The organism is Oceanicaulis sp. UBA6590 (assembly GCF_002433705.1).
Lineage (GTDB): Bacteria > Pseudomonadota > Alphaproteobacteria > Caulobacterales > Maricaulaceae > Oceanicaulis.
In genome coordinates, this window is the sequence record NZ_DJIQ01000067.1 from 51,566 (window position 1) to 73,032 (window position 21,467).

Genomic DNA, 21,467 nt, shown 5'->3' on the forward strand with positions numbered 1-21,467 from the left:
GCAGAGAATCTATGGGCCTGCTGAATAGGGGCAGACCAGAACATGGGAATCAAACACCGCGCCCAGTAGGAGCTGATCTCCCACCCGCGTCGCCACCGAGGTGGAATCGATCGCCTCGCCGCTATCGGCGAAGACCGTGGTCCAGTCCCCGCTGTCCGGTTCGACTCGGACTGCCTGGGAGGGCGCATGGGCCTCGGGGTCGTTCTGGTGTGCCAGGAACTCAAAGACGTTCACATTGCCAGCAATGTACAGCGCGCCGTCCGTGCCGATCTCGATATTATCAAGGCCCAGTGGAACCGGGTGACGGGCGGTGCGGGTCAGATCGCCCGTGGCGGCGTCCCGGTTAAAGACATGCAGGGCGCGGCCGATAAAGGCGGAGGCGTACAGCTCTGACCCGTCGGCGCTGATGTTGATCCCGTTGGCGTAGGCGAGGCCATCGGCGACGATGCGGCCCTCCTGACCGTCATAATAGCTGATCGAGCCCAGCGGCAGGGCCAGGAAGGCCTCGAGATAGCCCATGGGCGTATCACCGAAATAGACGTCATTGGTGGCGTAGAACCGGTTCGGCCCGACGCCCACGATATCGTTGGGCGAGCGCAGCGCCTCATAGCTGACGGTTTCCAGATGCGACAGCGCGCCATCCTCGCCCACGTCATAGATCAGCACCTGATGGCCCGAATAGGGATGGCTGATGACGAACAGGCGTCCGATATCCTCACCGTCTTCATCCGCGCCGCGCCACAGGCTGATCCCATGGGGGCGGAAATCGGCGGGGGCGTCTATGGAGACCAGCCGCACGCTGTCGGGCGTTTCGGGAGCAAACACATAGATGCCATTGCTCGGATGCATCTCGCCCGTCCGGCGCTCGGCGGTGGAGACGAAGACCAGTTCCGTCACCGGATCATAGGTCACATCCTCGGTGCCCGGCGCGACCTCGACCGGACTGCAGGCGGCGTTATCGGTGTACTCCGGATGGCTCAGCGTCCCGCTTGCGCGCGTCACCACATAGCCGATGCGGACGCAGACCAGGACGAGTGCGATCCCCAGAACGCCCAGTATGACACGGATCATGACCCGTTCTCCCCCAAATCTTTGTCCGGTCAGATTAGGATCAGACGGGGACATCGTCCAGCAATCACGCGCCAGGCGCACGAGGAGGCGGCTTTCATCTTTCATACAATCTTAGTTCAGCGCACCCAAAGGTGGCGTTGAACTATCCCGATGCGCGCCGCGAGGAAGAGGGGCCATGACACTGCCGCAGCTGAAACGTCGCTACATCGTCAGTTATGTCATCGCGATCGGGCTGATTGTGCTGGTCTCGGTCCTGTCCCATCTGGCGACTCTCCGGGCGATTGACCATGAGCGCGGCTCGGCCGAGATCGTCAATGTCAGCGGCAAGCAACGCATGCTGAGCCAGCGGCTTCTGGCGCTGGTGGAAATCCAGAGCGGGGAGCGCGCAAAGGCTCAGAACAGCGCGCTGATCCGCTCGACGGCGGATGAACTCGAGCAGGCCAACAGGCTGTTGCAGGGGCGGGCCGAGAGCTTCCCGCCCGGCGCTGTGCGCGAAGAGCTGATGGCCTTGTTCGGCGCCTCGGGGGACGGCATCACCGCCCTGATCTCTGAGTATGTGTCCATAGCGCGCGCCTCGCTGGAAACGCCGGCGACGCTTCAGGACCGACAGCGAATGGAAGATCTGGCGCTGGGTGATCTGTTCGTGAAACTGCACCGCGCTGTCGGGCTGTTCGAACAGCATGCCGAGCAGGGGCTCAACCGGATCAGTCGGATCCAGGTGATACAGCTCCTGCTGATCCTGGTCATTCTGGCGGCGGAAGCGGCCTTCATCTTCCGGCCTCTGTTGCAGAAGACCCTGGCGGCCATGAGCCAGGAGCAGGAGACCCGTCAGATCGCCGAAGACGCCTTGCAGTTCCAGACCGAGACGCTGGCCTCCAGGAGCCGCTTCCTCGCCCAGATGAAGGCGACCTTCTTCAAGCCGCTCGCCGAGGCCGAGGAAAAGCTGGAACTGGCTGCGCGGGCCGACCCCGAGACAACGCCGGAGCTGGTGCGTGAGGCCCGTGATGCGGTGATGTTCGCCGCCAAGCGGGCGTTGAGCCTGACCCGCTCCTATGAAGCGCTGTCCCATGAGCCGGGTCAGGCCCGGGCCGAGCGGCCCGCCCCGGACGAAGCAGTTCTTTAGATCAGGCGTCAGTGTCGCTGTCGGTGGCGAGCCGGGTCAGCGCGTCGTAGACGATCGCGGCGTCTGTCTCGCCCAGCTTTTCATCGAGCTCTGCGTTGAAGCCGCGCAGCACCTGGTCGGCGCGTTCAGCCGCACGGCGCCCGGCTTCTGTCAGATCCACCAGCGCGCCGCGCTTGTCTGAAGAATCCTTGCGCTTGATCACAAGGCCGGCGGTCTCCATCCGATTGATCAGACCCGTGACCGCGGGCGCGCCAAGCGCCAGAACCTCGCCGATGGATCCCAGGCGTCGCTCGCCCCGGCGCAGCAGCAGGAACAGAACGGCGGACTGGCTGGCGGTGACATTGGCTTCCGCGCGCAGGCGCGCATCGGCTTCCCGGCTGAGGCGCCGGGCCACGATTTCGATCAGGAGGAAGAGTCGCCGGTCAACGGCGCGAACGCGTGCCATGGGATGGAACCTGCCGCGATTCATTCGTGTGTGAAAGACTATGCGCAGCCCGGATGGACGCTGAAGTCTGAGAGTTTTCCTGCATTACCCCTTTCCAGACGGCCCGATTGCTGGTTGCTTAAGCGCTTACCAAATAACGAGGCGAGCCATGTCTGTTTCCACTCTCTTTGACCTCACCGGCAAGACCGCGATTGTCACCGGCGGTACGCGCGGCATTGGCGAAATGATCGCCACGGGGCTCCTCAAGCAGGGCGCGCGGGTCTTTATCACCTCGCGCAAGCCCGATGCGGTGAAGGCCGCGCAGGAGCGCCTGTCCGAGTTTGGCGAGGTGCACGCCATTCCGTCCGATCTTTCCACCCATGAAGGCGCCCAGGCGTTTGCGGACTGGCTGGCGGATCAGACTGACGCCATCGACATCCTCGTCAACAATGCGGGGGCGACCTGGGGCGCGGCGCTGGAAGAGTTTCCCGAGGACGGCTGGGACCGGGTGATGGATCTCAATGTCAAATCCATCTTCTTCCTGACGCAAAAGCTGCTGCCGCAATTGCAGGCGGGCGCGAAGGCGTCGGGCCGCGGCCGGATCATCAATATCGGCTCGATCGAAGGGCTCGCCGTGCCGATGATGGAGGACAGCTACGCCTATCCGGCCAGCAAGGCGGCGGTGCATCACCTCACCAAGGTGATGGCGCGGCGTCTGGCGCGCGATCAGATCACGGTGAACGCCATCGCGCCGGGTCCGTTCGAAAGCAAGATGACCGCCTTTGTGCTGAGTCAGCAGGAAGGCCGGGACGCCGTCGCCGCCAATATTCCGCTCGGCCGGATCGGGACGCCGGACGACATGATCGGGCTGTCGGCGTTTCTCGCCTCGCCGGCGTCCGACTATGTAACAGGGCAGATCATCGCGCTTGATGGCGGTTACGCCAATCTGCGCTAATCCTCCAGCTCGGGCAGGCCGCGGGATGGAGCGCTGAAGCGCCAGACCCGCGCCGCGCCCACATCCTGATCCTCAAGATCGCCCGCTCTGGGCGCCTCGAACCGGGTCATGATGCTGAGCTTGTCCTTGGGCAGATAGGCGCGGCCCGGATCGCCGATCAGCACCAGCGCGCCGCGGTCATGCAGGCTTTCCAGCCAGTCCGTGATCGCGGCCCCCGCTTCGGTTTCGTAGAAGACATCCCCCGCCAGCACCACATCCCAGCCGTCATCGCACCCGACAAGATCGGCGTGCAGCACCTGCATGGGAACGTCATTGAGCCGGGCGTTGGCGCGGGCGGCGTGCACAGCGAAGGCGTCGATCTCGGTTCCGGTCACAAGGTCCGCGCCCGCTTTCGCCGCCGCGATCCCGGCGACGCCGCAGCCGCAAGCGAAGTCCAGAACGCGCTTGTCCTTGACCCGCTCCGGCTGGTCCAGCACCAGCCGCGCCAGCGCCTGCCCGCCGCCCCAGGCGAAGGCCCAGAAGGGCGAGGGCAGGCCCTGCGCAATCAGCGCCTCTTCCTCTTGCCGCCACAGATCGCTCTGCGGATCGGCAAGATGAAAGCGCAGTTCCGGCGTCAGCGGGGCGGACCCGATGCGGGTGTGGTCGCGGAGGACAAGGTCGGGCGAAAGGGCGGTCATTGCGCGCTGACTACCGGATCGGCGTGCGCCTCGCTAGTCTGGAAACGGGAGGAAGGCCATGACCTCAATGATTGAGCAGACCGAACATGTTCTGGCTGTGCCGGACCTCGCACGGTCCGTACGCTGGTGGCGGGAGGCCATGGGGTTTCAGACGGTGTTTGAAACGCCCGGCTGGGTGTTCATGGCGCTGGGCGGCGCGCGATTGCGTTTGGGCGAATGTCCTGACGCACTGCCCGCCCATGCGCTGGGCGATCACAGCTATTTCGCCTTCTTCCATGTGACGGATATCGACGCCCTGGCGGAGCATTTGCGCGTTAAAGGCGCGACCATCCGCTCAGGACCAGCAGATCAACCCTGGGGTCTGCGGGAAATGGCCGTCGAGAGCCCGGACGGCCACCGCTTCATGCTGGGTCAGCCGGTCTAAAGCGCGTCCGAACGCGGCACAAAGCTCAGCGCGACGCCGTTATTGCACCAGCGCTGGCGCGTGGGGCGGGGGCCGTCGTCAAACACATGGCCCTGATGGCCTTCGCAGCGCGCGCAATGATATTCGGTGCGCGGCGTCCAGATGCGGTAATCGGGCTTGGTGGCGACTGCGCCGCGGATCGGGCTCCAGAAGCTCGGCCAGCCGGTGCCGCTCTCATACTTGGCCTCGGACGAGAACAGCGGCAGGGCGCAACCCGCGCACACGAAGATGCCGTCGCGATGCTCGCGATTGAGCGGGCTCGTCCCGGCCCGCTCGGTGCCTTCCTGGCGCAGCACGCGGAATTGTTCGCCGTTCAGCCGGTCGCGCCATTCCGCATTGCTCAGGCTCCGGAAGTCCACATCCTCTTCGCCCCAGGGGGTGATGCCGGGATGGTCGAAAAGCTCAACCTCGAGACCGTCGATATCGCTTTGCCCGAAAGCCGGGCTCGCAAAGGCGGCAAGGCCGGTGGCGAGAAACAGGCGGCGGCTGAGCGCGATCATGACGGGACTCCTCTTGGTGCTGCCTCAAGAGTTATGGCGCAGACCGGTTTTGGCCAGTCACATGCTGGTGAGAGGCGCGTGAGCCTAGAGCGCGCCCAGAAGGAAGGCGCCGGTCAGAAGCAGGCCCGTGATCTGGTTCGCCTTGAACCGGCGCAGGCATTCAGCGCCGTCTGACGGGTCGAGCTTGCGCGCTTGCAACAGCAGATGCGCCGCGAAGATGGCGAAGGCGGGCGCGAACATCAGGCCGGCCCCCGCGAAGACCCCGGCCAGCGCCGCGAGCGCCGCGCACGCAAGATAGAAGACCAGAACGCCGAGGGGGATGTTTCCCCCGAGGGCGCGGGCGGAGGATTTCACCCCCACCATGGCGTCATCCTCCATGTCCTGGCAGGCGTAGATCGTGTCATAGCCCAGGGTCCAGAACAGGTTGGCGACATATAAAAGCATGATTTCCGGCGCGAACGGCGTGCCGAGCGCCGCGGCGCCCGCCACCGGAACGCCCCAGTTGAAGGTCAGGCCCAGCCAGGCCTGCGGCCACCAGGTGATGCGCTTCATGAAGGGATAGCCCGCCACCAGCGCCAGCGCGCCCAGCCCGGTGAGGATCGCCGGCCAGGGCAGCTGGATCAGAACCAGAAGGCCGACCAGGCATTGCGCCACGAGGAAGGCCCAGGCCTGCTTCAGACTCACCGTGCCCGCCGCCAGCGGCCGGTCGGCGGTGCGGGCGACCTGGGCGTCGATATCGCGGTCGACAATGTCGTTATAGGTGCAGCCCGCCCCGCGCATCGCAATCGCGCCGATCCCGAACAGGATCGCCCAGTACAGATCCATCCAGTCGAGCCCGGTGCTGACGCTGGCGAGCGCCAGGCCCTGCCAGCACGGAATCGCCAGCAGCCAGAACCCGACAGGCCGGTCATAGCGCGCCAGCCGCAGATAGGGGCGGATGGCGGTCGGCGCCCGGTCCACCCAGGAGGTGGGCACGGAATCAGCGACGCGGCGATCAGGAGCGATGGTCATGAGGGGTGTAGCCTGCAACCAGAGCGAGGAAAAAACTGTCACACGCTCCGTCTATGCCATGGCGCAGAGGATGACGGGAGTCCGCACAATGAAGCACTTGCATCTCTTGGCCGCGCTCTGCCTCGGTCTGATCACGGCGCCGGGTCATGCGCAATCCGCTTCAGGCCTGATCCATGCCGACCAGGCCGTGGAGCAATCCATCGCCAATCCCGACGCCGTACTGGAGATGGGCTGGATCTGGATGGATGTCTGCGGCAGCGGCTCGGATGGCGATCGCGGCTTTCTCAACTCGTTCGCCGACTATCGCGACCGGCGCTCCCTGAATGTGCGTATCGATCCGATGGTGCGCATCGCCCTGGCCGGCAGGCTGGGGGAGGACCCGGTCGACGCGCTGCGGGGCCAACGCATTCGTGTGCGCGGCCCCGTCATGCAGGTCTGGATCAATGTGTATCGCGACGGCGTCCAGAACGGTCATTACTTCCAGACCCATCTCGTTCTGGAATCCGCTTCTGATCTGCAAATCCTGGAGCGGGCGGAAAGCGATCCGCCTCCCGGTTGCGACTCCGTGATTTCCTAGGCGGCTCAGTCCAACCCGGTGACGGCGATGGTCTTGGGATTGGTGAAGGCCAGCAGGCCCTCGCGCGCCAGTTCGCGGCCATAGCCCGACTTCTTCACCCCGCCAAAGGGCAGGCGCGGATCGGACGCCACCATCTGGTTCACATAGGTGGAGCCGGCGTCGAGATCGGTGCAGGCGGTCTCGATCTCGGCCTTGTCCCTGGACCAGAAGGACGAGCCGAGGCCATAGGGGTGGTTGTTCGCGATCGCGATGGCGTGATCCACATCCTCGGCCTTGAACATTAGGGCGACCGGCGCGAAGATTTCAGAGTCATGGCCCGGCGTGCCGCGCGGAATGTCCGCCAGAACACCCGGCGTCAGGAAGGCGTGATCCTTGCGCTGGGGCTCGAACAGCACCGTGGCGCCGCCGCGAATGGTCTCTTCCACCAGCTCATAGACCTCGTCCGCGGCGTCCTTGCTGGAAAGCGGGCCGATATCGGTGCTCTCGTCCATCGGATCGCCGACGCGCAGCTCTTTCATCGAATGGACGAACTTGGCGGTGAATTCGTCATAGGCGTCCTGGTGGATGATGAAGCGCTTGGCGGCGATGCAGGACTGGCCATTGTTCTGGGTGCGCGCCGTGACCGCGGTCTCCACCGCCTTGTCGATATCCGCGCTGGGCATGACGATGAAGGCGTCAGAGCCGCCCAACTCCATCACGGACGGCTTGATCGCCTTGCCCGCGAGGGAGGCCACGGCGGAGCCCGCGCCTTCAGAGCCTGTGAGGGTGACGCCGCGAATGCGATCATCGGTGATGATGGTTTCGGTCTTCTCCGAACCGATCAGCAGGGTCTGGAAGGCGCCTTCCGGGAAGCCGGCCTTTTCCAGCACTTCGGCGATCTTGAGCGCGCTGCCCGGCACGGCGGAGGCGTGCTTGAGAAGGCCCGGATTGCCCACGGCGAGATTGGGAGCGGCAAAGCGGAAGACCTGCCAGAAGGGGAAGTTCCACGGCATCACCGCAAACACCGGCCCGATCGGCAGGTGATAGAGGCTGCACTCGCCCTTCTCCGGCGCGTCGATGGGCGTGGGCTTGAGCATGTCCGGCGCTTCGTCCGCATAATAGCGGCACACCCAGGCGCATTTCTCGACTTCCGCCTTCGCCTGCTTGATCGGCTTGCCCATTTCGCGCGTCATCAACTCGGCGATTTCGTCGCGCTGGTCATCGAGCACGTCCGCCGCCTTGCGCAAGGCGTCGAGCCTTGCGTCCATCCCCATGGCCTTGAGCTTTTTCACCGCGCTGACCGCGCGAGTCAGCGCCGCCTCGATGGCGGCCTGTCCATGCGTCTCCGCTTCAAAAACAGTGTCGCCGGAATAGGGATTGATGGACTTCATGGCGGGGCTCCTTTGGCCGTGGCGGTTACAGGTGCGAGCGTCGGCTGGCATGCAGCGACATTTGAAAGCTTGAACGTGGGCGCCGTCCAGCTAGAACGCAATTCATGAGTGTCGAACCGCGTCTTTACATCGATGCGCCGCTTGAAGCCGGCGCCGTGCTGGATCTGGATCGGGACCAGGGCCACTATCTCGTCAATGTGATGCGCCGCAAACCGGGCGACGGCGTCCGGCTGTTCAACGGCCGGGACGGCGAGTGGCGCGCCGAGGTGGCGAGCGCAGACAGAAAACGCGCCAGCCTTCAGATCGTTCAACAGCGTCGCAGCCAGAGCGCGACGCCGGACATGGCGCTCTATTTCGCGCCGGTGAAGAAGGCGCGCACCGATTTCATCGTCGAGAAGGCGACCGAGCTGGGCGTCGCCTCGATCACGCCGGTGATCACCCAACGCACCCAGTCCGAGCGCGTGCGCACCGATCGAATGCAGGCTCTGACGCGCGAAGCGTCTGAACAGACCGAGCGTCTGGACCTGCCGGTGATTCACGAGCCGGTCAGCCTGACCCAGATGCTCAAGGGCTGGGACGAGGCGCGCACCTTGATGTTCGCCGATGAAAGCGGGGACAGCCAGACCGAGCCCTGGGGCGGAGAGCATGGCCGCGCCCGCCCGATCGCTGAAGCGCTGGCAGGCGGCGAACGCGGCGGCAAATGGGCGATGCTGGTCGGCCCCGAGGGCGGGTTCTCGGTGGAGGAACGCACGCTGCTGCATGCTCAGACTTTTGTCCTGCCCGTCAGCCTCGGCCCGCGCATTCTGCGCGCGGATACAGCGGCCGCCGCCGCCTTGTCCGTCTGGCAATCCATGCTGGGCGACTGGTGAGCGATCACGCAATCTCTCACACCCTTGTGATCGAAAACCGGTTTCCCTGCTTGCCGTAGGGGATACGGGCGCCTAACTGTGCGGCCACACTGATTTGCCTGGCGGGGAGACCATCACCCATGAGCGGCACCTATAATGCAGGGGGCGAAGGCGCCCCGATCGAAAGCAAGGCCCAGCTCATCGGCCACATCGCCGCGGGCGAGAAACCCAAGGACCAATGGCGTATCGGCACCGAACACGAGAAGTTCGGCTTTGCGCTGAAGGATCATGCCCCGCTGCCCTATGAGGGCCAGGGGCCCAGCGTGCGCAAGCTCTTGGAAGGCCTGACCCGCTTTGGCTGGCAGGCGATCGAGGAAAACGGCAAGCCCGTCGCGCTCAAGCGCGAGGGCGGCTCCATCACGCTGGAGCCCGGCGGCCAGTTCGAGCTCTCCGGCGCGCCGTTGGAAAATCTTCACGAGACCTGCCGCGAGGTGAACACCCATTTGCGCGAAGTGCGCGAAGTGGCCGATGAAGTCGGCGCGGGTTTTCTGGGCCTCGGCTTCTCGCCGAAATGGTCTCTTGAAGAGACCCCGATGATGCCCAAGGACCGCTACAACATCATGAAGGCCTACATGCCCAAGGTGGGCACGCTGGGCCATCAGATGATGTTCCGCTCCTGCACCGTGCAGACCAATCTCGACTTCGCGTCCGAAGCGGACATGGTCAAGAAGATGCGCGTCTCGCTGGCGCTGCAGCCGATCGCCACGGCGCTGTTCGCCAACTCGCCCTTCGCGGACGGCAAGCCGAACGGCTATCTCAGCTATCGCGCCCATGTGTGGACCGACACCGACAATAACCGCACCGGCATGCTGCATTTCGCCTTCGATGAAGGCTTTGGCTATGAGCAGTATGTGGACTGGGCGCTCGATGCGCCGATGTATTTCGTCAAGCGCAATTCGGTCTTCCAGGACGCCACGGGGCTGAGCTTCCGCGACTTCCTGAAGGGCGAGCTGCCGCTGCTGCCGGGCGAACTGCCGGTCCTGTCAGACTGGGAAGACCATCTGTCGACGCTCTTCCCCGAAGTGCGCCTGAAGACCTTCCTCGAACAGCGCGGCGCCGATGGCGGCCCGTGGAATCGCCTCTGCGCGCTGCCGGCCTTCTGGGTGGGTCTGCTCTATGATCAGACCGCGCTCGACGCGGCCTGGGACCTCGTCAAGGACTGGACGGCTGAAGAACGCGACGCCATGCGCGCGGGCGCGGCGAAAACCGCGCTCAAGACCCCGTTCCGCAACACAACCTTGCAGGACATCGCCCAGCAGGCCCTCGCGATTTCCCGCTCCGGCCTCAAGGCGCGTCAACGCCTGAACGCCCATGGCGAAAACGAAGCGCTGTTCCTCGATGATCTCGACGAGATCGCGAAGACGGGCGTCAGCCCCGCCGAACGCCTGCTCGAGCGCTATCACGGCGCCTGGAACGAAAGCGTCGAACCGATCTTCGAAGAGGCGGCGTATTAAGCTGTGTCCTGAATTCCCGGGCGAGCAGCGATCCGGGATCTCCCTCCGCTTCAAGCGCCATATCCTGATGGAGACCCCGGCTCAGCGCTGCGCTTGTCCGGGGTTTCAGTATTCATGAGGGTTATTCACCGGCTTGTCCGGTGAACCCATGAGTTGAGCATAGAGCGCCAACCCCATCCCTCTCCCCTCCCTGAGGGGAGAGGTTAGGTGAGGGGTGGGCGGCGTTTCATCCCGTTCAGGCCTCCCAGATTGAAGCGCACCCCCTCACCCTGCCTCTCCCCCTTGGCCAAGGGGGAGAGGGGTTCTGTCGGCGTTGTTTCAGGGCGTGCACCAGATCCAGAATTTGATCGCCCAGCATGTCGGGCGCCTCAAAAACCTGCGTATTCCAGAACCTAAGAACATGCCACCCTTGGTTCTCCAAACAGCGCGTACGATGCTCGTCGCGGCGCCGATGAGCCGGAAGGTTATGCTGACCGCCATCCAGCTCGATAATCAGGCCTATTTGGGGACAGGCGAAGTCGGCCACATAGCGGCTGATCGGATGCTGGCGTCGAAACTTCAGCCCATCAGGTCTTCGCCGAAGCATGGACCAGAGCTTGCGTTCGGCATCTGTCATGTCCCGGCGCAAACGCCGTGCTGTCGTTATGGGTTTCTTCGACGCCATATGCGCATCTTATCGGGAAACTCATTCAGCCAGAACGATGCTCTTCTCGCCTCTCGCCAATACCCCCACTGCCGCAAAGCCCTTGCGACTCCCGGCCCCGCGTGGTGTTTTGCGCGGTAGTCATTTCGTAACGAATTCGATCACGGTCCTTCATCTTTGGACGCATGAGGGGCGTCGGACTGTGACGGGGAGGGACCTCAGGTCATGAATATCGTCGTTCTGGCGGGGATCGTGATTACGATCGCCACCGCCATTCCGGTCTTTCTGGAGATGCGCAAGCACCCCAAGGGCCTGCACATCCTGTTCTTCGCCGAGATGTGGGAGCGCTTTTCCTATTACGGCATGCGCGGCCTGCTGATCTTCTATCTCACCCAGCACTTCCTGTTCTCTGACAGCGAAGCCAGCTCGCAATACGGCGCCTATACCGCGCTCGTGTATCTCTTGCCGCTGCTGGGCGGGTATCTGGCGGACCGGTATCTGGGCAACCGCAAGGCCATCGCCTTCGGCGCGTTGCTGCTGGTGGCCGGTCACGCGACCATGGGGATCGAGGGCGAACCGGCCCGCGAAGCCCTGATCTATGAGGGCCAGCAATACGAGCTGGTGGCCGAAGGCCGCGGGTCGAACCGCTCGGTGATGATCGAGGTGGATGGCGCGGAATACAGCTTCTCGGCCAATTCCGAGGGCGATTTCGAGATCGCCGAGCTGCCGTCCACGGCCAGCATTCCCGCCGTTCTGCCGCAGGGCCAGTTCGAGATCGAGCGCGTCGAGCGCGACCGGATGTTCCTGAACATCTTCTACTTCGCCCTGGCCCTGATCATCATGGGCGTGGGTTTCCTGAAGGCGAACATCTCCTCCATCGTCGGTCAGCTCTATGAAGAGAACGATCCGCGTCGCGATGGCGGCTTCACCCTGTATTATTACGGCATCAATCTGGGTTCGTTCTGGGCGGCCATCCTGTGCGGCCTTCTGGGCGAAACGGTCGGCTGGTGGGCCGGCTTCGGCCTGGCCGGTCTCGGCATGGCGCTGGGCTGGGTCGTGTTCGTGCGCGGTCGCGCCCTGTTCTTCCTGCCGGGCAAGAACCTCATCGACCATGTGGGCAACCCGCCGAGCCAGGAAAAACTGAAAGCCAAGGCGCTGGGCCCGATCAATACCGAATGGCTGATCTACGGCATCGGCCTTGTGGGCGTCGTCGTGGTCTGGTTCATGGTTCAGGCGCACACGATCCGCTTCACCGTGCCGGGCATGGGCGAGCAGGACCTTCTGGCGCTGTTCCTCCTGATCGGCGGCCTTGGCTTCCTGAGCTATGTGGTCTTCTACATGGTCAACAGCTGCACCAAGGTTGAGGCGCAACGCCTGATCCTGGCGCTGATCCTGATCATCGTCTCGGTCGTGTTCTGGGCGCTGTTCGAGCAGGCCGGTTCGTCCATGAACCTGTTCGCCGCGCGCAACACCGATCTGTCGGTGGGGCCGTTCGAGATCACGGCGTCCCAGACCCAGTCCTTCAATGCGGGCTTCATCCTGCTGTTCGCGCCGGTCTTCGCGGCGATCTGGGCCTTCCTCGCCAAGTTGCGCAAGAACCCCAACACCCCGCTGAAATTCGCGCTCGCGCTGGTTCAGGTGGGTCTGGGCTTCATGCTGCTGGTGTGGGGCACCCAGTTTGCGGGCGATGACTATCGCGTGCCCCTGATCTTCCTGGCGGGCGCCTATCTGCTGCACACCACCGGCGAGCTGTGCCTGAGCCCGGTGGGCCTGTCGGCCATCACCAAGCTCAGCCCGGGCGCGGTCGTCTCGACCATGATGGCGGGCTGGTTCCTGTCCTCGGCCTTCGCGCAATACGTGGCGGGCATCATCGCCACCTTCACCGCGACCGACACGGTGGCGGGCCAGGTGCTCGACCCGGCGGCGGCGCTCAATGGCTATGCCGCCGTGTTCGGATCGATCGGCCTGTTCGCCATCGTGCTGGGCGTGATCTTCGGGGTGCTGAGCTTCTGGCTCAAAGGGCTCGGCCATGGCCGCGCCGTTGACCAGATCGACGCCAAGGCGGAAGCCGCCGGCCCTGATCAGGACGCCCGCGACCTCGTGTAAGCGGTCCTGACCGTCTGAAGAAAAGCCCCGGAGCGTCGCTCCGGGGCTTTTTGCGTCAGTGGCTGAGCTGGCTGCGGCGCCCGCCCGGGCAGCGCCAGCCTTGCGAGCCGGGTTCGATCTCGGCGCGACCGTTCGCATAATCCACGGTCAGCGTGGTGTTCTGCAGGAGATCCAGCCCCACGATCATGGCCGGGCGGTCCTCCCAGCCCATGGCGCGGAAGACATCGAGATCGGCGGCGTGGACCGACATGCGGTCTATGCAGACGCCGCCCAGCTGGAACTGGCTGACGACCACCAGATCATCGGTCTCCACCAGATCGGGGATGCGCGAGAGGCTGCCCACGGTCAGGATGCGGATCACGGCGCGCTGGCGCAGCTGGCCCGCGAGCGCCTGATTGACAAGCGTGATGGGAGAGCCGGTGTCGACCATCACCACGATATCGTCCTCGACGCCCCGGGCGCGGGCGGCGCCCACCAGAACATTGCGGCGCGGATCAATGCGGGCATCCACGAAGTCGGGCGCCTGCGCCTGCATGAAGAGCCGGGCGTTGGGATAGTCGAGCCGTATGGTGCGGCCCGCGAACGCGTTGCGGCCCAGCAGCCCGTAAATCTCGAGCTCCAGATCGGGCGGGGTGGGGGTGACCACCGCATCCACCGTATTCAGCGCATAGGGGCCGAGGGTCAGGACATCGAGCCTGTGACGCTCGGCCTGGACTTCGGCGGTCAGGGTCTGCACCGAATCCAGGCGCTCGCGCGTGCTGACGAAGCCATGCGCTTCCGCCAGGCTTTGCGCGATGGCGGTATGGCTGGCGCCGGTGTCCGGCGCGAATGGATACGGGCCTTCCTGCCCGATGAAGACCGGCGCGACGAAATACCCGGAAGGACTTCGCAAAAGCTCGATCGCCTCGGTCTGGGCGATGGCGGCGGTGTTGACGCCTGCCCACAATGCGGCAAGCAGGCAGGTGCGAGTAATGGCGTTCATGACGACCTCCTCCCGGCAGGGTCGCCAGATCACTGTTTCGCCCGGCTTCTCGCCCTGCCGACTTCAGTCTACCAGACGGAGAAAGCTCGTAGGATTACAATTTAGGGAGGTTAGAAGGCGCCGCGAATGCTCAGGAAGATTTGCGGCCCGTTGTCGAAATACCGGCGCTGGCGATAGCGTTCGACGCCATCCGCGCGCGAGCCGTCATACACGATCCGGTCCTGCCGTTCGGTCGTGTCGAGCACGAAGTCCGCGCCCAGACGCGTCGTCAGGCCGAACCAGCGCGTGGTTTCGACATAGAGATCGAGATCGCCCGCCGGTTGCTCGAAATTGGTGAAACGGCTCACGCGATAGGTCGACCGGTCGGAGCGATAGCTGTAATCCCAGCCCCAGGCCATCTGCGCGGCCGGGAATGTCTGACGGAAATCAAAGCGGAATTCCCATTCCGCAACCCCGGACCAGGCGCGATCCACCCCGGTGACAGGGTCTTCGATCGAGCTGTCATACCATTCCGCAAAGCCGTCGAGCGTGGCGTTGCGCAGGCCCAGCCAGCCCAGCGGGCTGGTCCAGTCCAGCGTGATGCGGTTGAGCGCGCCATCGCCGATATTGCCCGGCGCGTCAAACACATCGGTCGGGGTGATGATGGCGATATAGTCATCGAGATCCTGCACCCAGACGCGGCCCAGGGTCAGCGTCAGCGAGGCGTCCTCGTTGAACCGCTGTTCGAACTCCGCCTCCAGCGTCCAGTCGGTCTGGGGGCGATAATCGGGATTGCCCACATCCACCTGATCAGAGTTGAGATCGACGGAGCTGGCGAAATTGCCGAAATCGAGCTGGTCCACATTGCGTTCGATGCCGACGCGCAGGCGGCGCTGGTCGCCCGGGCGCCAGGTCACGCTGGCCCGCGGCTTGAGATAGGTGAAGGTGCGCGCCTGACCGGCCGGACCCGACTGGGAAATCTCGCTGTATTCATAACGCAGTCCGCCTTCCAGCGAGAAGGCCTCGCTGATGACCCAGACCGTGTCGGCGAACAGTTCGCCGCGCACTTCCTCGACCCGGGTGTCGCTGACGGGGAGGGGGATCGGGACGAACCCGCCGCCGGTATCCTCGAACAGGGCGAGGCTGGCGTCGAGGGCGTTGAAGGCGGCTTCCGCGCCGAAGGTCAGCGAATGCGCCTCTGACAGGGTCCAGTCGAAACTCTGGCGCAGCGCGGTCTCCTCCTGGGCGTTCTGATAGAGCACCTGCGCGCGTTCCACGCCGGAAGACAGGGTGTTGACGCTTTCCACTTCCGGTCCGTTATCCGTATCGGAGCGCGTCAGCAGGAAGGTCGTGGTCGAGGCGAGGCCGTCAGACCAGTCATGCTCCAGAGTGGACGAGAGGCCGGCTCGCCAGCTGCGTTCATCATTGGCCTGTTCGATGTAGGCCTCGGGCTGGTCGGCGCCGTCATAGGCGAAGCCCGAGATGATGCGGCGCCAGGCGACAAACTCCGCATTGGCGTTCACGCGCAGCCGCGTGTTCTCTCCAATCGGACCGGAATAGCTGATCGAGGGCTCGATCTCGCGATAGCGGCGCTGGTCATTGTAGTGCTCGCGAGAGAGCCGGACGCCGTCGGGCGTCTCCGTGAAGACCGAGCGGTCATTGGACGGGCCCCACACTTCCCAGTTCAGCCCCAGGGTCAGTTCGCCAGAGCCAACGGGGCGGGTGATGGAGCTTTCCATCGCCGAGGCGAGACGCGAGGAATTGTTGCGGGTCAGGGTGTGCTGGAAGCTCGCGCGCATGCCCGAGCCCTCAACCAGAATGACATTGGCGAGCTGGCTGTAGCCGCGCATCTCATACTCGGGAAGCGGCTCGCGGATCAGCTCAATCCGGACGACCTGGTCGGCTGGAATGCGTTGCAGCACCGTGCCCAGGCCGAGCGTCTTGTCGGACGGGCGCTGACCGTTGATGAGCAGATTGCCGAAGGCGTCCGCCAGTCCGCGACGATTGGTGTTGCCGTCCGAGAGGGAAAAGCCCGGCAGCCGGTTGATCATGTCGCGCGCCGTGACCGGGCTGAACTCGGTGAAGAAGCTGGCCGGATAGGCGAGGATGGCGCCGTCCGCCTCACCCTCCGCCACGACGGGATCCGGCGCATCATCGCCGAATGCAGGCGCGGTCGCGGTCAGCAGAAGGGCGAGCGAGGTCGTCCGGGCAATCATCACAATTCCAGTCTTGCAAATCACAGTCAGGCGCAAGGCTAGGGCGTAACGACCGGTATTTCTTATTACAAGGTGGTAAGTGACTACTTTGTAAGGTGATTGTCCGGCTTTGTCCGGACCTAGCCCGTGCCGCCCACGGTCAATCCGTCAATGCGCAGGGTGGGTTGCCCCACGCCGACAGGCACGCCCTGCCCCGCCTTGCCGCAGGTGCCGACGCCCGGATCAAGCTGCATGTCGTCGCCGATCATCGAGATCCTGGTCAGGGCGGTGGGGCCGTCGCCAATCAGGGTTGCGCCCTTGATGGGCTCGCAGATCTTGCCGTCGCGCACGCGATAGGCCTCGGTGCAGCGGAAGACGAATTTGCCCGAGGTGATGTCCACCTGACCGCCGCCGAAATTCTTGGCGTAGATGCCGTCCTTCAGGCTCTCCAGGATTTCGCCCGGATCGCGATCGCCCGCTTCCATGATCGTATTGGTCATGCGCGGCATGGGCGGGTGGGCATAGCTTTCGCGTCGGCCATTGCCAGTGGGCTCGACGCCCATCAGGCGCGCATTCTGCCGGTCCTGCATATAGCCTTTCAGCACGCCGTCCTCGATCAGCACGGTGCGGCCGGTCGGGGTGCCTTCATCATCAAAGCTCAGGGAGCCGCGGCGATCGGGGATCGTGCCGTCATCAACGACCGTCACGCCCCTGGCGGCGACTTGCTGGCCCACCTTGCCGGAGAAGGCGGACGCGCCCTTGCGGTTGAAATCGCCCTCCAGGCCGTGACCCACCGCTTCGTGCAGCAGGATGGCCGGCCAGCCCGGGCCAAGCACGACCTGCCATTCGCCCGCAGGCGCATCAACGGCTTCGAGATTGACCTTGGCGACCCGCAGCGCTTCGTCGGCGAGCCCTTTCCAGGCGCCCGGCGCGATCCATTGATCAAAGGCGGCGCGACCGCCGGCCCCGGCCGAGCCGGTTTCGCGGCGGCCCTGGCGCTCACAGGTGACGGCCACATTCACGCGCACGAGAGGACGCACTTCGGTGCGGACATCGCCGCCTGCGCGGACAATGCCGATCACCCGGCGCGAGGCGGAGACGGAAGCGGATACCTGGACCACTTCGGGGTCCTTGGCGCGCAGATAGGCGTCGATCTCGGCGAGCAGGGTGGATTTCGCCTCGAAACCCGGCTGGGCGATGACGTCCACATCCTTGTAAAGGGTCTGATTGGCGCGGGCCGGGGAGGGCGCCATCACCGCATCGCGGCCCTGACGGGCGGCGCTGGCGGTTTCACCGGCGCGCTTGAGCGCAGCGAGGGTAGGGTCCGAGGAATGGGCGAAGCCGGACGCCTCGCCGAACACGCCCCGCAGACCAAAGCCGCGCTCGGCGTCGAAATTGGCGACCTTCAGCCGGCCATCGTCGAAGGCGAGGCTCTCTGACGCCGAGGTTTCCAGAAACAGCTCGCCGTCATCCGCTCCGACCAGCGCCTCGTCGAGCACGCGGCCCGCATCATCGGCGTCAAATTCAAAGGCGGTGAACGGATCAGTGGTCATGACGGCTCCTGCACGTGGCGGTAGGCCTCATACATAGACCGTGCGGCAGCGCAGTGCGAGGCTTGCGGGCAGACCCGCCCCTCCGATCAGCCCTGGTGCCAGATGAACCGGGCCGGCTGAGCGGCGAGCGTGACGTTCTCGGGATCTTGCTGGGCGGCTTCGGAATAAGCAGCGTAGGCGTCCTCGAAACGGCCCAGAGTCTCCAGCGCAATGGCGGTGTTGAAGGCGGCGAGGGCGGGGCTGGCGCCCAGCTCGCGGGCCTGACGGGCGGTGTCGATCGCAGCCTGGGCCGAGCCCGTGGCGATCTGCGCGGCGGAGAGGTTCAGCCAGGCTTCCGCCTGCTCCGGCGAGAGCTCGACGGCTTCTTCAAGATCAGAGCGCGCCTGGATGTTCTGACCGCGAGCCAGCAGCATGACAGCGCGGTTGGTCAGGACGCGGGCGCGGGTCTCGCCGGTGACCGATGCATCACGCAGAAGCAGATCGCAGGCGCCCAGGGCGCGACCGGTGGCGCCGGTGTCGCGCGCGCCCGCCTCGCATTCGTACCGCGGGTCGTTCTCTTGACCCAGGGCGCGACCGGAAAAGGCGAAAGAGACCGCCAGCGCCAGCAAGGCCGCCATGGCCAGGCCGCAAAAGCCGCCGGTCAGCGCCTGCATCACAGGACGGTTGGATCGCGAGTTGAAGCTGTGTGTCGACATGAATCTGGCCCCCTCAGAGTTCATAGTGTTCTGGAAGGTTAGCAAAGCCTAAATCACGCGGCCAGACTTTCGTGCGCACAAGGAGGTGGAAAAAGACGGCCAAGTGCGACAAAAAGGCGCTCAAGCTCGATTGGCTAGCACGCCATTGCAGTCTATATCGTGCCGAACTCGGAGGTGGCGACGAGTCGCCGCAAGTGACGTTTGACCGCACCTCTCATCAAGCGTCGCCAATTGGACGATAGAACCAGGACTTGGGGGAATTATGCGATTCTCGGCCATACTGGGCGCCCTCGCCGCCCTATGTGTAATGACAGCCAGCGCTTCGGCCACCGTGATCGGCGCGCCGGTCGACGGTCATCTGGGGCTGCAGGAAGCTGTCACCCCGGTGAAGGAAAACATCGAAGTCTTCCACGCCATGGTGCTGTGGATCATCACGGCGATCTCGCTCGTCGTGCTTGGCCTGCTGCTGTGGGTGATGGTCCGCTACAACAGCAAGCGGAACCCCGAAGCCAAGAAATTCAGCCACAACACGCTGGTTGAAGTGATCTGGACGGGCATCCCGATCCTGATCCTGGTGGTGATCGCTGTGCCGTCCTTCAAGCTGCTGTATCTGCAGGACGTGATCCCCGAGGCGGATTTCACCATCAAGGCCACGGGCAACCAGTGGAACTGGACATACACCTATCCTGACCATGGCGATTTCGAATACGTCGCCAACATGCTGCCGGACGAAGACGTGGCGGCGCACCCGTATGCGGCGCTGCGCAACCTGTCGACCGACCTGCCGGTCGTGGTGCCCACCGGCGCCACCGTGCGCGTGGAAGTGACGGCCTCGGACGTGATCCACAACTGGGCGATGCCGGCCTTCGGCATCAAGATGGACGCCATTCCCGGCCGCCTGAACGAGACCTGGTTCGAAGTGAACGAGCCGGGCATCTATTACGGCCAGTGCTCGGAGCTGTGCGGCCTGCGCCATGCCTTCATGCCGATCGAGGTTCATGTGGTGCCTGAAGAGGTCTTCACCGCATGGGTCGAAGCGGCCAACAACGACCCCTACACGGCGCCGGAAGTCCTGGCCGCCTATTACGACGACGTGCGTGGCGGCGCCCGCCTCGCTTCCGTCCAGTAAGGAGAGATCAGATGTCAGACGCTGCTGCGCATCACGACGATCACACCCCCAGCATCTGGGACTGGAAGCGCTGGGTGTATTCCACCAACCACAAGGACATCGGCACGATGTACCTCATCTTCGCGATCTTCGCGGGGGTGATTGGCGGCGCCATGTCCGGCCTCATCCGTTGGGAGCTCGCAGAGCCGGGTCTCCAGGTCTTCAACAACGGCTTCTGGGGCAACGAGCATAACTACAACGTCATCACGACCATGCACGGCCTGATCATGATCTTCTTCATGGTCATGCCCGCCATGATCGGCGGCTTCGGCAACTGGTTCGTGCCGCTGATGATCGGCGCGCCGGACATGGCCTTCCCGCGGATGAACAATATCTCCTTCTGGCTGCTGCCCTTCTCCTTCATCATGCTGTTCGCATCGATGTTCGTTCCGGGCGCAGGCGGGGACAATGGCTTTGGCGGCGGCTGGGTGATGTACCCGCCCTTGTCAACGTCAGGGCATAACGGCCCGGCCTTCGACATGGTGATCTTCTCGCTGCATATCGCCGGCGTCAGCTCACTGCTCGGTTCGATCAACTTCATCACCACGATCTTCAACATGCGCGCGCCGGGCATGACCCTGCACAAGATGCCGCTGTTCGCCTGGTCCGTGCTGGTGACCGCCTTCCTGCTGCTGCTCTCGGTTCCGGTTCTGGCCGGCGCCCTGACCATGCTGCTGACCGACCGCAACTTCGGCACGACCTTCTTCGATCCCGCCGGCGGCGGCGACCCGATCATGTACCAGCACCTGTTCTGGTTCTTCGGTCACCCTGAAGTGTACATCCTGATCCTGCCCGGCTTCGGCATGATCTCCCACATCGTGTCCACCTTCTCGCGCAAGCCGGTCTTTGGCTATCTGGGCATGGCCTACGCCATGGTCGCCATCGGCTTCATCGGCTTCATCGTGTGGGCGCACCACATGTACACCGTGGGCCTGAACGTGAACCTGAAAGCCTATTTCGTGGCCGCCACGATGATCATTGCGGTGCCGACCGGCATCAAGATCTTCTCGTGGATCGCCACCATGTGGGGCGGCTCCATCCAGTTCCGCACCCCGATGATCTGGGCGATCGGCTTCATCTTCCTGTTCACCATCGGCGGCGTGACGGGCGTTATGCTGTCCAACGCCGGCGTCGACCAGGCCCTGCACGACACCTATTACGTGGTGGCGCACTTCCACTACGTGCTGTCGCTGGGCGCGGTGTTCTCCATCTTCGCCGGTTTCTACTACTGGTATGAGAAGATCTTCGGCATCAAGTTCAACGAGACGCTGGCGAACATCCAGTTCTTCTTCTTCTTCGTGGGCGCCAACCTGATCTTCTTCCCGCAGCACTTCCTGGGCCTCCAGGGCATGCCGCGCCGGTATGTGGATTACGCGGACGGCTTCGCGCTGTGGAACCACGTCTCCTCCATGGGCTATGTCGTGATGCTGATCGGCATGGCGGTGTTCTTCCTGGTGCTGATCGAGTCGATCCTGCGCCGCCGCCCGGCCGAAGCGAACCCGTGGGGCGAAGGCGCGACCACGCTGGAATGGACCCTGTCCTCTCCGCCGCCCTTCCACCAGTTCAACGAACTGCCGCGCATCAAGTAGCGTGCCGTTGAGCCAACAGACGGA

The 21,467-nt window shown here is 64.2% G+C and carries 20 protein-coding genes; 9 read left to right on the forward strand and 11 right to left on the reverse strand.

Going from position 1 to position 21,467, the window contains the following annotated elements:
• Positions 1-9: 9 nt before the first annotated feature.
• Positions 10-1,071: a strictosidine synthase family protein gene (locus B2Z70_RS14345; protein ID WP_292984195.1), complete on the reverse strand. Its 1,062-nt coding sequence runs from the start codon at positions 1,069-1,071 to the stop codon at positions 10-12.
• A 175-nt stretch (positions 1,072-1,246) separates the two neighbouring features.
• On the opposite strand from B2Z70_RS14345, the gene B2Z70_RS14350 reads away from it, so the two are divergent.
• Positions 1,247-2,194 (forward strand): type IV pili methyl-accepting chemotaxis transducer N-terminal domain-containing protein, encoded by a 948-nt coding sequence (locus tag B2Z70_RS14350; RefSeq protein WP_292984197.1) that lies wholly within the window; start codon positions 1,247-1,249, stop codon positions 2,192-2,194.
• A 1-nt stretch (position 2,195) separates the two neighbouring features.
• Here the strand turns inward: B2Z70_RS14350 and B2Z70_RS14355 are convergent, their stop codons facing one another.
• Positions 2,196-2,639, reverse strand: coding sequence for a MarR family winged helix-turn-helix transcriptional regulator (locus tag B2Z70_RS14355; RefSeq protein ID WP_009803172.1), 444 nt, complete (start codon positions 2,637-2,639; stop codon positions 2,196-2,198).
• 148 nt (positions 2,640-2,787) lie between these two features.
• On the opposite strand from B2Z70_RS14355, the gene B2Z70_RS14360 reads away from it, so the two are divergent.
• On the forward strand, positions 2,788-3,573 hold the full coding sequence (locus tag B2Z70_RS14360; RefSeq protein WP_292984200.1) for a glucose 1-dehydrogenase: 786 nt from the start codon (positions 2,788-2,790) through the stop codon (positions 3,571-3,573).
• Here B2Z70_RS14360 and B2Z70_RS14365 read toward each other — a convergent pair.
• Complete coding sequence (locus B2Z70_RS14365) at positions 3,570-4,250, reverse strand: class I SAM-dependent methyltransferase (RefSeq protein WP_292984202.1); 681 nt, start codon at positions 4,248-4,250, stop codon at positions 3,570-3,572. The genes B2Z70_RS14360 and B2Z70_RS14365 overlap by 4 nt on opposite strands.
• Before the next feature lie 58 nt (positions 4,251-4,308).
• On the opposite strand from B2Z70_RS14365, the gene B2Z70_RS14370 reads away from it, so the two are divergent.
• Positions 4,309-4,674: a bleomycin resistance family protein gene (locus B2Z70_RS14370; RefSeq protein WP_009803175.1), complete on the forward strand. Its 366-nt coding sequence runs from the start codon at positions 4,309-4,311 to the stop codon at positions 4,672-4,674.
• Here the strand turns inward: B2Z70_RS14370 and msrB are convergent.
• Positions 4,671-5,213, reverse strand: a complete 543-nt coding sequence (gene msrB / locus B2Z70_RS14375) for a peptide-methionine (R)-S-oxide reductase MsrB (RefSeq protein WP_292984205.1) — start codon at positions 5,211-5,213, stop codon at positions 4,671-4,673. The genes B2Z70_RS14370 and msrB overlap by 4 nt on opposite strands.
• A gap of 84 nt (positions 5,214-5,297) precedes the next feature.
• The gene (gene ubiA / locus B2Z70_RS14380) at positions 5,298-6,224 is read right to left on the reverse strand and encodes a 4-hydroxybenzoate octaprenyltransferase (RefSeq protein WP_292984207.1); all 927 of its coding nucleotides are present in this window, start codon (positions 6,222-6,224) and stop codon (positions 5,298-5,300) included.
• Positions 6,225-6,312: 88 nt separating this feature from the next.
• On the opposite strand from ubiA, the gene B2Z70_RS14385 reads away from it, so the two are divergent.
• A complete protein-coding gene (locus B2Z70_RS14385; protein WP_009803178.1) occupies positions 6,313-6,801 on the forward strand; it encodes a hypothetical protein in 489 nt (162 codons plus the stop codon).
• 5 nt (positions 6,802-6,806) lie between these two features.
• On the opposite strand, the gene B2Z70_RS14390 is transcribed toward B2Z70_RS14385, so the two are convergent.
• Entirely contained in the window at positions 6,807-8,171 is a 1,365-nt protein-coding gene (locus B2Z70_RS14390; protein ID WP_292984210.1) for an NAD-dependent succinate-semialdehyde dehydrogenase, read from the reverse strand.
• A 104-nt stretch (positions 8,172-8,275) separates the two neighbouring features.
• Between B2Z70_RS14390 and B2Z70_RS14395 the strand changes: the two genes are divergently transcribed.
• Together B2Z70_RS14395 and B2Z70_RS14400 are read left to right on the forward strand one after the other, a co-directional pair.
• On the forward strand, positions 8,276-9,040 hold the full coding sequence (locus tag B2Z70_RS14395) for a 16S rRNA (uracil(1498)-N(3))-methyltransferase (RefSeq protein ID WP_292984212.1): 765 nt from the start codon (positions 8,276-8,278) through the stop codon (positions 9,038-9,040).
• A 119-nt stretch (positions 9,041-9,159) separates the two neighbouring features.
• The gene (locus B2Z70_RS14400) at positions 9,160-10,533 is read left to right on the forward strand and encodes a glutamate--cysteine ligase (protein ID WP_292984214.1); all 1,374 of its coding nucleotides are present in this window, start codon (positions 9,160-9,162) and stop codon (positions 10,531-10,533) included.
• 235 nt (positions 10,534-10,768) lie between these two features.
• Here B2Z70_RS14400 and B2Z70_RS14405 read toward each other — a convergent pair whose 3' ends face one another.
• A complete protein-coding gene (locus B2Z70_RS14405) occupies positions 10,769-11,197 on the reverse strand; it encodes an endonuclease domain-containing protein (RefSeq protein WP_292984216.1) in 429 nt (142 codons plus the stop codon).
• Positions 11,198-11,401: 204 nt separating this feature from the next.
• Between B2Z70_RS14405 and B2Z70_RS14410 the strand changes: the two genes are divergently transcribed.
• Positions 11,402-13,282 (forward strand): peptide MFS transporter, encoded by a 1,881-nt coding sequence (locus B2Z70_RS14410; protein ID WP_292984218.1) that lies wholly within the window; start codon positions 11,402-11,404, stop codon positions 13,280-13,282.
• A gap of 55 nt (positions 13,283-13,337) precedes the next feature.
• Here B2Z70_RS14410 and B2Z70_RS14415 read toward each other — a convergent pair whose 3' ends face one another.
• From B2Z70_RS14415 to B2Z70_RS14430, 4 genes are all read right to left on the reverse strand, one after another.
• Positions 13,338-14,264: a retropepsin-like aspartic protease gene (locus B2Z70_RS14415; RefSeq protein WP_292984220.1), complete on the reverse strand. Its 927-nt coding sequence runs from the start codon at positions 14,262-14,264 to the stop codon at positions 13,338-13,340.
• Between the two features lie 110 nt (positions 14,265-14,374).
• On the reverse strand, positions 14,375-16,459 hold the full coding sequence (locus B2Z70_RS14420) for a TonB-dependent receptor plug domain-containing protein (RefSeq protein ID WP_292984222.1): 2,085 nt from the start codon (positions 16,457-16,459) through the stop codon (positions 14,375-14,377).
• 119 nt (positions 16,460-16,578) lie between these two features.
• Positions 16,579-17,991 (reverse strand): metalloprotease TldD, encoded by a 1,413-nt coding sequence (gene tldD, locus B2Z70_RS14425; protein ID WP_009803186.1) that lies wholly within the window; start codon positions 17,989-17,991, stop codon positions 16,579-16,581.
• A gap of 86 nt (positions 17,992-18,077) precedes the next feature.
• Positions 18,078-18,686, reverse strand: coding sequence for a tetratricopeptide repeat protein (locus B2Z70_RS14430; protein ID WP_292984225.1), 609 nt, complete (start codon positions 18,684-18,686; stop codon positions 18,078-18,080).
• 262 nt (positions 18,687-18,948) lie between these two features.
• On the opposite strand from B2Z70_RS14430, the gene coxB reads away from it, so the two are divergent.
• The gene (coxB, locus tag B2Z70_RS14435) at positions 18,949-19,815 is read left to right on the forward strand and encodes a cytochrome c oxidase subunit II (RefSeq protein WP_040612758.1); all 867 of its coding nucleotides are present in this window, start codon (positions 18,949-18,951) and stop codon (positions 19,813-19,815) included.
• A gap of 11 nt (positions 19,816-19,826) precedes the next feature.
• A complete protein-coding gene (gene ctaD / locus B2Z70_RS14440) occupies positions 19,827-21,443 on the forward strand; it encodes a cytochrome c oxidase subunit I (RefSeq protein WP_009803189.1) in 1,617 nt (538 codons plus the stop codon).
• Positions 21,444-21,467: the final 24 nt, after the last annotated feature.